General features: G+C 68.1%; 11 protein-coding genes. 3 read left to right on the top strand and 8 right to left on the bottom strand.

Annotated elements, in window-relative coordinates; genetic code table 11:
* Nucleotides 1-68: 68 nt before the first annotated feature.
* The 8 genes from moeB to ndk all read right to left on the bottom strand — a co-directional run bounded on the left by moeB (nucleotide 69) and on the right by ndk (nucleotide 8,000).
* A complete protein-coding gene (gene moeB / locus OK345_RS09640; RefSeq protein ID WP_265127753.1) occupies nucleotides 69-1,208 on the bottom strand; it encodes a molybdopterin-synthase adenylyltransferase MoeB in 1,140 nt (379 codons plus the stop codon).
* A 177-nt stretch (nucleotides 1,209-1,385) separates the two neighbouring features.
* Nucleotides 1,386-2,786 carry a ribosome biogenesis GTPase Der gene (gene der, locus OK345_RS09645; protein WP_265127754.1) on the bottom strand — a complete coding sequence of 467 codons (1,401 nt, stop codon included), beginning with the start codon at nucleotides 2,784-2,786 and terminating at the stop codon, nucleotides 1,386-1,388.
* An 11-nt stretch (nucleotides 2,787-2,797) separates the two neighbouring features.
* The gene (gene bamB, locus OK345_RS09650) at nucleotides 2,798-4,006 is read right to left on the bottom strand and encodes an outer membrane protein assembly factor BamB (protein WP_265127755.1); all 1,209 of its coding nucleotides are present in this window, start codon (nucleotides 4,004-4,006) and stop codon (nucleotides 2,798-2,800) included.
* Entirely contained in the window at nucleotides 4,006-4,647 is a 642-nt protein-coding gene (locus OK345_RS09655) for a YfgM family protein (RefSeq protein WP_265127756.1), read from the bottom strand. The genes bamB and OK345_RS09655 overlap by 1 nt, the downstream gene beginning before the upstream one ends.
* Nucleotides 4,648-4,708: 61 nt before the next feature.
* Nucleotides 4,709-5,557, bottom strand: a complete 849-nt coding sequence (locus OK345_RS09660; RefSeq protein ID WP_265127757.1) for a RodZ domain-containing protein — start codon at nucleotides 5,555-5,557, stop codon at nucleotides 4,709-4,711.
* A gap of 6 nt (nucleotides 5,558-5,563) precedes the next feature.
* Complete coding sequence (gene pilW, locus OK345_RS09665; RefSeq protein WP_265127758.1) at nucleotides 5,564-6,367, bottom strand: type IV pilus biogenesis/stability protein PilW; 804 nt, start codon at nucleotides 6,365-6,367, stop codon at nucleotides 5,564-5,566.
* On the bottom strand, nucleotides 6,354-7,559 hold the full coding sequence (gene rlmN, locus OK345_RS09670) for a dual-specificity RNA methyltransferase RlmN (RefSeq protein ID WP_265127759.1): 1,206 nt from the start codon (nucleotides 7,557-7,559) through the stop codon (nucleotides 6,354-6,356). The genes pilW and rlmN overlap by 14 nt, the downstream gene beginning before the upstream one ends.
* A 15-nt stretch (nucleotides 7,560-7,574) precedes the next feature.
* On the bottom strand, nucleotides 7,575-8,000 hold the full coding sequence (ndk, locus tag OK345_RS09675; RefSeq protein ID WP_265127760.1) for a nucleoside-diphosphate kinase: 426 nt from the start codon (nucleotides 7,998-8,000) through the stop codon (nucleotides 7,575-7,577).
* A gap of 217 nt (nucleotides 8,001-8,217) precedes the next feature.
* On the opposite strand from ndk, the gene OK345_RS09680 reads away from it, so the two are divergent.
* From OK345_RS09680 to OK345_RS09690, 3 genes are all read left to right on the top strand, one after another.
* Nucleotides 8,218-8,877, top strand: coding sequence for a TetR/AcrR family transcriptional regulator (locus OK345_RS09680; protein WP_265127761.1), 660 nt, complete (start codon nucleotides 8,218-8,220; stop codon nucleotides 8,875-8,877).
* Nucleotides 8,878-8,903: 26 nt separating this feature from the next.
* Nucleotides 8,904-11,276: a 3-hydroxyacyl-CoA dehydrogenase/enoyl-CoA hydratase family protein gene (locus OK345_RS09685; protein ID WP_265127762.1), complete on the top strand. Its 2,373-nt coding sequence runs from the start codon at nucleotides 8,904-8,906 to the stop codon at nucleotides 11,274-11,276.
* A 76-nt stretch (nucleotides 11,277-11,352) separates the two neighbouring features.
* Entirely contained in the window at nucleotides 11,353-12,561 is a 1,209-nt protein-coding gene (locus tag OK345_RS09690) for an acetyl-CoA C-acyltransferase (protein ID WP_265127763.1), read from the top strand.

The following is a 12,561-nucleotide window of genomic DNA, read 5'->3' on the forward strand; positions in this document are numbered from 1 at the left end:
ATCGCCCGTTCGGTTCAGATCGCTCCACGATAGGACAAGCGCGGGCCGTTGACGACGACCGCCGGCGCTCAGGCCGCGCTGGAGCAGAACGCGGCGTAGTCGATGTAGCCAGGGAACGGCCGGCCCTGCGCGCAGACCGGACAGGCGGGATCGGCCGGCAACCGCGTCTCGCGGAAACGCATCGCCAGCGCGTCGAAATGCAGCAGGCGCCCGGCCAGCGGCTGGCCGATGCCGAGCAGCAGCTTGAGCACCTCGTTGGCCTGCAGCAGGCCGACGATCCCCGGCAACACGCCCAGCACGCCGGCCTCGGAACAGTTGGGCGCGAACTCCGGCGGCGGCGGCTCGGGGAACAGGCAGCGGTAGCAGGGCGCCTGGCCGCGATGGCGGCCGGCGTCGAACACGCTGACCTGTCCTTCGAAACGCTGCACCGCGCCGTACACCAGCGGCTTGCCCAGCTTCACGCAGGCATCGTTGAGCAGGTAGCGCACCGGGAAGTTGTCCGAGCCGTCCAGCACCACGTCCACGTCCTGCAGCAGCTGCTCGACATTGGCCGAGGTCACCCGCTGCTGCACCGCCTCGACCTGCACGCCGGGGTTGAGCGCCGACAGGCTGGCCGCCGCGGACAGCACCTTGGGCTGGCCGATCCGCGCCTGGGTGTGCAGGATCTGCCGCTGCAGGTTGCTCAGGTCGACCACGTCGTCGTCGGCGATGCGCAGGTGGCCGACGCCGGCCGCGGCCAGGTAGAAACCGGCCGGCGATCCCAGCCCGCCGGCGCCGATCATCAGCACCCTTGCCTGCTGCAGGCGGCGCTGCCCGTCGATGCCTACTTCCGGCAGCCGCAGGTGGCGCGAATAGCGCTCCAGGAAATCCCGTTCGTCGGCCGGCAGCAGCGGCCGCACCAAAGGCAGGCCCTCGGCGCTCCAGCGGCTGGTGCCGCCGGCCACCGAAACGACGTTGCGGTAGCCGGCCGCGGCCAGCACCCCGGCGGCTTCCAGCGAACGCCGCCCGCTCTGGCAGATCAGGATGAGCTCGGTGCCGGGATCGGCGACATGGGCGGCCGGATCGGCCTGCAGGTCGCCCTTGGCGATGCCCAGCGCGCCCTCGGCCTGTCCGCCCGCGCGTTCGTGGAGTTCGCGCACGTCGATCAGCGTCGCGCCCTGCGCGACGCGCTGGCGGGCCTGGGCGGGAGTGATTTCGGCGATGCTCATGCCGGCATTATCCCCGGCCGGAACGGCGCTGGCGACGGACGTGGCGGGAACCGAGCGTCCGCCCGGCGGTGCCGGTCGCCTGCGGGCAACCCGTACCGCGGGCCGCCAGCGCGGGAGACGCCGCCACGAACCGCACGCAAACCGATGGCGCGTGCGGGCGCGGCCCGGCGCAGCGGCCTACTTGCGGCCCTTCACGTGCCGGATCAGGCGCCGCTTGCGCGCGATCTGGCGCTCGGTCAGCACGTTCTTCTTGCCCTCGTAGGGGTTGGCGCCCTCGCGGAAGATGAACTGCACCGGCGTACCGACCAGCTTGAAGCGCTTGCGGAAGAAGTTCTCCAGGTAGCGCTTGTACGACTCCGGCAGCTCCTTCAGGCGGGTGCCGTGGACGATGAAGGTCGGCGGGTTGCTGCCGCCCGGGTGCACGTAGCGCAGCTTGGAGACATGGCCGCGGATGCTCGGCGGCGGGTTGGTCTCGTAGGCCACTTCCAGCGCCTTGTTGACCTCGCTGGTGCTGAACTCCTTGGTGGCCGAGGCGTGCGCGCGGTGGATCGCGCGGAACAGCTCGCGCAGGCCCGAGCCATGCTTGGCGGAGATGCGCACCACTTCGGCCCACGGCACGAAACCGAGCTTGAGCGACAGCAGGGTCTCGGCCTGCTCGCGCTGGTAGTCGGTCAGACCGTCCCACTTGTTGATCGCCACCACCAGCGCCCGGCCGGCATCGAGCACCGCGCCCAGCACGCTGGCGTCCTGGTCGGTCACGCCCTCGCTGGCGTCCAGCATCAGCACCGCCACCTGGCAATGCTCGATCGACTGCAGCGTCTTGACCACGCTGAACTTCTCGACCACTTCGTCGACCCGCGCCTTGCGCCGCAGGCCGGCGGTATCGATCAGCCGGTACTCGCGGCCGTCGCGTTCCAGGTCCACCGCGATCGAGTCGCGGGTGGTTCCGGGCACCTCGGAGGCGATCATCCGCTCCTCGCCGAGCAGGCGGTTCACCAGCGTCGACTTGCCCACGTTCGGGCGGCCGACGAAGGCGATGCGCATGCGCGAGGGGTCGTCGTCCAGGGTTTCGGTGGTGCCTTCTTCCGGCAGGCGCTCGACGATCTCGTCGAGCAGGTCGTCCAGGCCCTGGCGATGCGCGGCGGAGACCGTCAGCATTTCGCGGAAGCCGTAGCGGGCGAATTCCGAGCGCACCGCCTGCTCGTCGGTGCCGTCGATCTTGTTGATCAACAGCAGCGTCGGCCGCGACAGCTTGCGCAGCCACGCCAGGATCTCGTCATCCAACGCCGAGGTGCCCTCACGGGCATCGACCACGAACAGGATCAGGTCGGCCTCGGCCGCGGCCGCGCGCGCCTGCCGCGCGGTGGCGCCGGCCAGGCCCTCGTCCTCACCGGCGATGCCGCCGGTGTCCACGACCAGGAACGGGTTGTCCTCGTCCAGCCGGCAGACACCATAGTTGCGGTCGCGGGTAACGCCCGGCTGGTCGTGGACCAGCGCGTCGCGGGTGCGCGTGAGCGCATTGAAAATGGTGGACTTGCCGACATTCGGCCGTCCGACCAGGGCGACCAAAGGCAGCATCGCGGAACTCCTTATTGTCCCAACCGGAATGCGGTCAGGTCACCATCAACATTCTGTACCAGCAGAATCCCGTCCACCACGACCGGCTGCGCCAACAACGCGTCGCCCCCGGCCCTGGCGCGGGCAGCGAGCTCGCCGTTGTCCAGACGCAACCAATGCAGATACCCCTTGTAGTCGCCGACCACGGCGTAGTCGCCATGGATCGCGGCACCGGTCAGCGAACGCCGCGCCAGCGCCTGCTGCGACCACAGCGCTGACCCGCCATTCTTGTCCAGGCCGTACACGATGCCCTTGCTGTCGGTCACCACCACCAGGCCGGAGGAAAGCGCCACGCCGCCGGCACCGCCATGGTCGCGCGACCACAACGGCCGGCCGGTCGGGCCTTCGATGGCCAGGGTCTCGCTCTTGAAGCTGGTCGCGTACAGGATGTTGCCTTCCAGCACCGGGGCGCCGTCCACGTCGGCCATGCGCTCCAGCTCGGTACGGCCTTCCGGCGTGCCCACCTGCTGATCCCAGATGGTGCGGCCGTCCTGCATGGACAGCGCGGCCAGGCTGCCGTCGTCGTTGCCGATGAACAGCACGCCCGGGCCGGTCACCACCGGCGCGTTGCCGCGCACGGTCAGGGTCGGCAGTTCGCGCGGATTGAACCAGCGACGCTCGCCATCGGCGGCGTCGAACGCGGTGATGCGGCCATCGTTGCTGCGCACGAACACCAGCCCCTGGGCCACGGCCGGCGCGGTGATCACTTCACCCGGCACCTTGGCGCGCCACTTCTCGCTGCCGTCGTTGGCGTCGAGCGCGATCACCTGCCCGTCCAGCGTGCCGATCACCACCAGCCCGTCGCCCACGCCCGGGCCGCCGGACAGACGCAGCTTCGGCTGCTTCTTGACCTTGGCCGGTTCGTATTTCCAGATCTGCTTGCCGCTCTGCAGGTCCAGGGCGCGCACGCCGCCTTCCACCGCCGCGGCATAGACGCGGCCATCGGCCACGGCCGGCGCCTGGCGGATGCCGATGCGTCCTTCGCCCTTGCCGACGCTGGTGGACCACAACTTGCCGACGCTGACCGTCTGCTCGAACTTGACCAGTTCCGCCGGCTCCAGCGCCTTCTTCGCTTCCGCGTCCTTGCCGGCGAACCAGCCCTTGACCGTGCTGCAACCCGAAAGCGCAGCGCCCAGCAGCAATACCGTCGCCACACGCTTGAACATGACTACCTGCTTCATCAGATCTGCTCCACGGCAGGGTCAGCCACCGTGCCGCCCGCATCCATCAGTTTGGTTTCCACCAGCCGACGCTGCGGTGCCGCCACGTCCAGTGCCGCCAGCGACTTGGTGTACAGCTCGCGCGCTTCGTCGCGCTTGTCCTGGGCGATCAGCGCGTCGCCGCGGATCTCCAGGCTGGCGCTGTCCTGCGCATCGGCCAGCAGCGACAGCGCCTCGTCGGCCTTGCCGGTCTCGATCAGCAACCGGGCGATGCGCTGGTCGATCAGCAGCTTGAAATCGCCTTCGGTCTTCAGCCCGCGCAGGGTGGCGATGGCATCGTCGTTCTTGCCGGCCTCGACCTGCGCCTTCGCCAGCTCCAGCGCGGCCAGGTCGGCATAGATGCTGGCCTTGCCGGCTTCCAGCGCCGCCACTTCCTTGGCCGCCTCGTCCAGGTCCTTGGAGCGCAGGCTGCGGGTAACCGCGTCGTAACGGGCGTTGGCCTGCGCCAGCTGCCCCACCTGTTCCTTCTGCCACCACTGCCAGCCGCCGATGACGGCAATGCCGATCACCACACCGCCGACGATGCCGGCGCCATTCTTGCGGATCCAGGTGCGGACACGTTCGCTTTGTTCGTGCTCGTCGAGCAGGTCGTCGATCGCCATGCGTACTCTCGCCCCGCCCGACTGGGGGAGCCATTGGATTTGAATTGGAAAACGTCGTGACTCAGTGCGAAACCGGGGCCACGGAACCGTCAGAGGATACCGTAAAGCGTGCGACATTGGCTCGCTGGAATGGGCGGACGTCGACGGTACTACCCGCCCGCTGAACCTCGACCTCCGAGGCATTGCCCAGCACCACCCGCCCGACTTCGCCGGGGCGGTAGCTGCGCTTCTCGCCGCTGCGGATCAGCGCCTTCTCCACCGCCGCACCGTCCGGGGCGGAAATCTCGACCCAGCTGTCGCCCTTGAAATCGAGCGAAAGGACCGGCGCCTCGGACGGCACCGACCGCGCGATCGGCGCCATCGAGGCGATATACGGCGCATTGCCCGGCTTGGCCCGCGGCGTCGCGGCTTCCACGGCGCGGCCGGCCGGCGCATCGGAACCGGCCACCGGCGCAAGCGCGTCGGGCACCACGTCGAGCGAGGCGGTACTGGGAGGCGTGTCGCTGAAATGACTACGGCTGGCATACCACACCGGAACCGCCAGCACTGCGGTGATGACCACGTATACCGCGCGACGGCCGATACTCTCGGCCACCCGCCGCATGCGCGGCGTATGCATGTGGCTGACCAGCTGCGGCGGCTCGACCGGCGCGATCTGCGCCTGCTCCAGCAACCCGCTGATGTCCACGTTCAGCAGTCGTGCGTAGCTGCGCAGCTGGCCGCGGACGAATACCGGGGCTCCCAGCCGCTGCCACTGCTCTTCTTCCAGCGACCGCACCACCTGCATCGGCATCTTCAGCCGGGAAGCCACCTGATCGAGCGACAACCCGGCCGCTTCACGTGCCTGGCGAAGACGGACGCCACATCCCACTGCACCTTCGAAAGCATTCACACCTGGATCATTGATCACAATGCATCAGCCCTGGGGATTCAAGGTTGCGTCCTGAGGGAACTCCTCGCGCAACCGTCGTTGATATCGACTGGCGGCAGCCTTGTCGCCCAGCCTGTCCTCAATCTGAACGGCCAGTTGTAACACGGAAACCGTGGCCGGCGCAGCAGCCAGCCTGCGTTGGGAGAAAGCCCGCGCCTCGAAATAGCGACCGGCGGCGTACTCGCCGCGGGCCATCGACTCCAGCGCATAGGCGTTGGCCGGGTCCAGCTCCAGCGCCTGCCGCAGGTCGCGGGTGGCCCGCTCGCGTTGCCCGGCATCCAGCGCACACCCCCCGGCATTGGCCAGCGCCGAGGCCCGCGCGCCATATCCGCCGTCGGCCAGGGCACGGTCGAACCAGACCAGGGCCTCGGCCGGATAGCCGTTGGCGCACAACCAGGCCCCGTAATTGTTCAGTACGTCGCCCTGCCCCGGCGCCATCTCGGCCGCCTGCCGGTAGAGCTGCCCGGCCTTCTCGGCCTCGCCGCGCTGGCCGGCGATCGCCGCCAGCACGGTATAGGCATCGGGAATGCCCGATTCGATCTTCAGTGCGGAGCGGGCATGGCGCTCGGCCTCGTCCAGTTCGCCATGGCGCAGGCGGTCGACCGCGATCCGCAGCAACTCCCGGAACTGCATCCCCTTGCGTGCCTGGCGGCTGTCGCGGACGTCGTAGGTGGGCGCCACCTGCTGCGTGCTGCGCACGGTGCCGGTCCTGGCATTCTGCCCGTTGCCGCAACCGGCCAGGGCCAGGGCAGCAACGAGCAGCAACCAGCCGGTGTTACGCCGCTGCATCCTTGCCGCCTCGGCTCTCGAGTTGCCGGAGGAACTCTGCCTGGCGGCGGGTGCGGTCCATCACCTGCCCCTTCAGCTGCCCGCAGGCCGCGTCGATGTCGTCGCCGCGGGTCCTGCGCACCATCGTCAGCACCTGCGAATCCAGCAGGATCTTCTGGAAGGCTCGGATCTGCGTCTCGTCCGAGCGCTCGTAGCGGGTGCCCGGGAACGGGTTGAACGGGATCAGGTTGACCTTGCCCGAATCCCTGGCCTGCACCGCGTTGTCGAACTGGCGCATCAGCCGCGCCAGCTGGCGCGCATGCTCGGGCTGGTCGTTGATGCCCTTCATCAGGGTGTATTCGAAGGTGACCGATTCGCGGCGCTTGTTGGCGCGCAGGTAGCGTGCGCACGAGGCCATCAGCTCGGCGATCGGGTACTTCCTGTTGAGCGGCACCAGGGTCTCGCGCAGCTCGTCGTTGGGCGCGTGCAGCGACACCGCCAGCGACACGTCGCTCTCGGTGGACAGCCGGTCGATCATCGGCACCAGGCCGGAGGTCGACAGGGTCACGCGCTTGTTGGCCAGGCCGTAGCCCAGGTCGTCGCGCATCACGCTCATCGCGCGCACGACGTTGTCGAAATTCATCAGCGGCTCGCCCATGCCCATCATCACCACGTTGGTGAGGCGGCGCTGCTGGTGCGGCACGTTGCCCAGGTGGCGCGCGGCCACCCACACCTGGCCGATGATCTCGGCGGTGGACAGGTTGCGGTTGAAGCCCTGGGTGGCGGTCGAGCAGAACGTGCAGTTCAGCGCGCAACCGACCTGCGAGGACACGCACAGGGTGCCGCGGCTCTTGTCGGGGATGTAGACGGTCTCGATGGCGTTCTTGCCATCCACGCCCATCGCCAGCAGCCACTTGTGGGTGCCATCGGCGGACGGCTTGTCGAACACGACATTGGGGACGACGACCTCGGCATGCGCATGCAGCTTGGCGCGCAGCGCCTTGCCGAGGTCGGTCATCTGGTCGAAATCGGTGACGTAGCGGTGGTGGATCCACTTCATCACCTGGTGGGCGCGGTAGCGCGCCTCGCCGAGGGTCTCGGCGAAGAAGCGCTCCAGCCCCTCGCGATCGAGGTCGAGCAGGTTCTGCTTGCCAGCCGTCGGCACCGATTTCGGCAGCGGCTGGATGGCGGGTGTCTGTACGACCTCGTTCACGACTTCAACCTTTGTTTAGCGCGAAACCACTTCGGTCGCGGCAAAGAAGTAGGCCACTTCGATGGCGGCGTTCTCGACCGAGTCCGAGCCGTGGGCGGCGTTGGCATCGATCGACTCGGCGAAGTCGGCACGGATGGTGCCCGGTGCGGCTTCCTTCGGATTGGTGGCGCCCAGCAGTTCGCGATGGGCCAGCACGGCGTTCTCGCCTTCCAGCGCCTGGATCATCACCGGGCCGGAGATCATGAACTCGACCAGCGCGTTGAAGAACGGACGCTCGCGGTGCACGGCGTAGAAGCCTTCGGCTTCGCGGCGCGACAGCTGCTTGTACTTGGCGGCCACGATCTTCAGCCCGGCCTTCTCGAAGCGGGCGTAGATTTCGCCGATGACGTTCTTGGCGACGGCATCGGGCTTGATGATGGAAAGGGTGCGCTCCAGCGCCATGGGAGTTTCTCCGTTGGGCGGGCCACTGATCGGCCCGAGGTTAGCATGAAAAAAACCCGCGTCAAAACGCGGGCTTAGCCTGAATTTCAGCTGGCAATTCTATCTCCTCGCCCGGGTCTTGCACAGCACCGGCCTGAATCATGCTGCACTGCAAAATGAACTATGGACTTGACGGGCCTAATATCAAACAATCGTTTGATTGACTGTCGTCCGCGCAATGGCCAAGCCCACCCATTTCTCCACCAAGGACCGCATCCTCGGCGCCGCCGAGGAACTGTTCGCCCAGCACGGCTTCGCCGGGACCTCGCTGCGCCAGGTCACCAGCCAGGCGGACGTCAACATCGCCGCGGTCAACTACCACTTCGGCTCCAAGGAGAATCTGGTCAACGAGGTATTCCGCCGGCGCATGGACGAGATGACCGCCGCCCGCCTGGCCCAGCTGGCCACGGCTCAACGCGAGCACCCGGGCGAGCTGCGCCAGGTGCTGGCGGCGTTCGTCGAGCCGGCCCTGGCGATGGCCCAGGACCGCCAGACCGGGGGCGCCTTCGTGCGGGTGATCGCCCGCGCCTATGCCGAGAAGAACGACAACCTGCGCAAGTTCCTGTCCGACCACTACGGCCACGTGCTGCGCGACTTCGGCAAGGCCATCGCCGTCTGCGTGCCGGGCCTGAGCAAGGAAGAGCTGTACTGGCGCCTGGACTTCCTGGCCGGCGCGCTGACCTATGCGATGGCCGACTTCGGCCTGATCAAGCGTCCTGCGGATGTCACCGAAGCCGCGCATCGTGCCCATGCGGCACGCGAACTGATCCACTTCGCCGAAGCCGGGTTCCGCGCCAGCGCGACCCAGGCCGCGGCGATGTCCCTTTCCACCCAGTAGTTGCAGACCAACAAAGGCTTATCGACATGTCCAATTCCCTGCCAGTCCGCCGCGCCGCCGTGCTGGGCGCCGGCGTCATGGGTGCCCAGATCGCCGCCCATCTGACCAATGCCGGCGTCGACACCGTGCTGTTCGACCTGCCCGCCAAGGAGGGCCCGGCCGATGGCATCGTGCTCAAGGCCATCGCCAACCTGGGCAAGCTCAGCCCCGCCCCGCTGGCCAGCAAGTCGCTGGCCGAGGCGATCACCCCGGCCAACTACGAGTCCGGCCTGGAGCAGCTCAAGGACTGCGACCTGATCATCGAGGCCATCGCCGAACGGATGGACTGGAAGCAGGACCTGTACAAGAAGATCGCCCCGTTCGTGGCCGACCACGCCGTGCTGGCCTCCAACACCTCGGGCCTGGGCATCAACAAGCTGGCCGACGTGCTGCCCGAGCAGCTGCGCCACCGCTTCTGCGGCGTGCACTTCTTCAACCCGCCGCGCTACATGCACCTGGCCGAGCTGATCCCGGCCAGCACCACCGACAAGGCGGTGCTGGAAGGGCTGGAAACCTTCCTGACCACCACCCTGGGCAAGGGCGTGGTCTATGCCAAGGACACCCCGAACTTCATCGGCAACCGCATCGGCGTGTTCTCGATCCTGTCCACCATCCACCACACCCAGCAGTTCGGCCTGGGCTTCGACGAAGTGGACGGCCTGACCGGCCCGCTGGTCGGCCGCCCGAAGTCGGCCACCTACCGCACCTCCGACGTGGTCGGCCTGGACACCATGGCCCACGTCATCAAGACCATGGCCGACACCCTGCCCAACGACCCGTGGCATGAATTCTTCAAGTCGCCGAAGTGGCTGGAGGCGTTGATCGCCAAGGGTGCACTGGGCCAGAAGACCGGCGCCGGCATCTTCCGCAAGGTCGGCAAGGACATCGTGGTGCTGGACCTGGAGAAGCAGGACTACCGCCCGGCCGACCGCAAGGCCGCCGACGAGGTGGTCGAGATCCTGAAGATCAGAAACCCGGCCGAGAAGTTCGCCAGGCTGCGCGAGAGCCAGCACCCGCAGGCGCAGTTCCTGTGGGCGACCTTCCGCGACCTGTTCCACTACAGCGCCTACCACCTGGCCGACATCGCCGAGACCGCGCGCGACGTCGACCTGGCGATCCGCTGGGGCTACGGCTGGTCGCTGGGCCCGTTCGAGACCTGGCAGGCCGCCGGCTGGAAGCAGGTGGCGCAGTGGATCGCCGACGACATCGTCGCCGGCAAGAGCATGAGCAGCGCGCCGCTGCCGGACTGGGTGTTCGACGGCCGCGACGGCGTGCACGCCGCCGAGGGCAGCTATAGCCCGTCGCGCAATGCCAAGCTGCCGCGTTCGGCGCTGCCGGTGTACCAGCGCCAGCGCTTCCCCGACCCGCTGCTGGGCGAAACCTTCAGCCCGGGCGAGACCGTGTTCGAGAACGATGGCGTGCGCATGTGGCACGACGGCGACGGCATCGCCGTGGCCAGCTTCAAGACCAAGATGAACACCGTCTCCGACCAGGTGCTCGACGGCCTGCAGGAAGCCATCACCCGCGCCGAGAAGGACTTCAAGGGCCTGGTCATCTGGCAGCACAAGGAACCCTTCTCCGCCGGCGCCGACCTGGCCGGCGCGCTGGGCGCGCTGCAGGCCGGCAAGATCGCCGAGTTCGAGGCGATGGTCGCCAACTTCCAGCGCACCAGCCAGCGCATCAAGTACGCGCTGGTGCCGGTGGTGGCCGCGGTGCGCGGCCTGGCCCTGGGCGGCGGCTGCGAGTTCCAGATGCACTCGGCCAAGACCGTGGCCTCGCTGGAAAGCTACATCGGCCTGGTGGAAGCCGGCGTCGGCCTGCTGCCGGCCGGTGGCGGCCTGAAGGAACTGGCGGTGCGCGCTTCGCAGGCCGCCGGTCCGGGCGGTGATGTGTTCGCCGAGCTGAAGAAGACCTTCGAGACCGTGGCGATGGCCAAGGTGTCCAACTCGGCGGTCAACGCCAAGGAGCTGGGCCTGCTGCGCGCGACCGACAAGGTGGTGTTCAACAGCTACGAGGCGCTGTACATCGCCAAGCAGGAAGTGCAGGCGCTGGCCGAGGGTGGCTACCGTCCGCCGCTGCCGGCACGCCGCATCCAGGTTGCCGGCGACGTCGGCATCGCCACCTTCAAGATGATGCTGGTCAACATGCTGGAAGGCCGCTTCATCAGCCCGTACGACTACGAGATCGCCGTGCGTATCGCCACCGTGCTGTGCGGCGGCGAAGTCGACCGCGGCACGCTGGTCGACGAAGAGTGGCTGCTGACGCTGGAGCGCAAGCACTTCGTCGAGCTGGCCCAGCAGGAAAAGACCCAGGCCCGCATCGCGCACATGCTCAAGACCGGCAAGCCGCTGCGGAACTGAGTGGGCGTCGGCGCGGCGGCAACCTGCCGTCCGCACCCGCTTCTCACGCTCACAACACTTTCAAGAGATCACAGCAATGACCAAGCAAATCCAGGACGCCTACATCGTCGCCGCCACCCGCACCCCGGTGGGCAAGGCGCCCAAGGGCATGTTCCGCAACACCCGTCCCGACGACATGCTCGCCCACGTGCTCAAGTCCGTGGTCGCGCAGGCGCCGGGCATCGACGTCAACCGCATCGACGACGCCATCATCGGCTGCGCCATGCCCGAAGCCGAGCAAGGCATGAACGTGGCGCGCATCGGCGTGCTGCTGGCCGGCCTGCCGGACACCATCGCTGCGCAGACGGTCAACCGCTTCTGTTCCTCGGGCCTGCAGGCCGTGGCCATGGCCGCCGACCAGATCCGCCTGGGCAACGCCGACCTGATGCTGGCCGGCGGCACCGAGTCGATGTCGATGGTGCCGATGATGGGCAACAAGATCGCCATGGCGCCGAGCGTGTTCGACAACGACCATGTCGCCATCGCCTACGGCATGGGCATCACCGCCGAGAAGGTGGCCGAGGAATGGAAGGTCTCGCGCGAGGAGCAGGACGCCTTCGCCCTGGCCTCGCACCAGAAGGCCATTGCCGCGATCCAGGCCGGCGAGTTCAAGGACGAGATCAGCCCCTACGAGATCGTCTCTCACCTGCCCGACCTGGCCGATGGCAAGCGCATCATCACCCGCAACAAGCTGGCCGACACCGACGAAGGCCCGCGCCCGGACTCCTCGGCCGAGGGTCTGGCCAAGCTGCGTCCGGTGTTCCGCAACGGCCAGTTCGGCGGCACCGTCACCGCCGGCAACTCCTCGCAGATGAGCGACGGCGCCGGCGCGGTGCTGCTGGCCTCCGAGCAGGCGGTCAAGGACTACGGCCTGAAGCCGCTGGCGCGCTTCGTCAGCTTCTCCGTGGCCGGCGTGCGCCCGGAAGTGATGGGCATCGGCCCGATCGCAGCGATCCCGAAGGCGCTCAAGCAGGCCGGCCTGACGCAGGACCAGCTGGACTGGATCGAGCTCAACGAAGCCTTCGCCGCACAGTCGCTGGCGGTGATCCGCGATTGCGGCCTGGACCCGTCCAAGGTCAACCCGCTGGGCGGCGCCATCGCCCTGGGCCATCCGCTGGGCGCCACCGGCGCGATCCGTACCGCGACCCTGCTGCACGGCCTGCGCCGTCGCCAGCAGAAGTACGGCATGGTCACCATGTGCATCGGCACCGGCATGGGCGCGGCCGGCGTGTTCGAGGCGCTCTGA

The organism is Xanthomonas chitinilytica, assembly GCF_026107455.2.
Lineage (GTDB): Bacteria > Pseudomonadota > Gammaproteobacteria > Xanthomonadales > Xanthomonadaceae > Stenotrophomonas > Stenotrophomonas chitinilytica.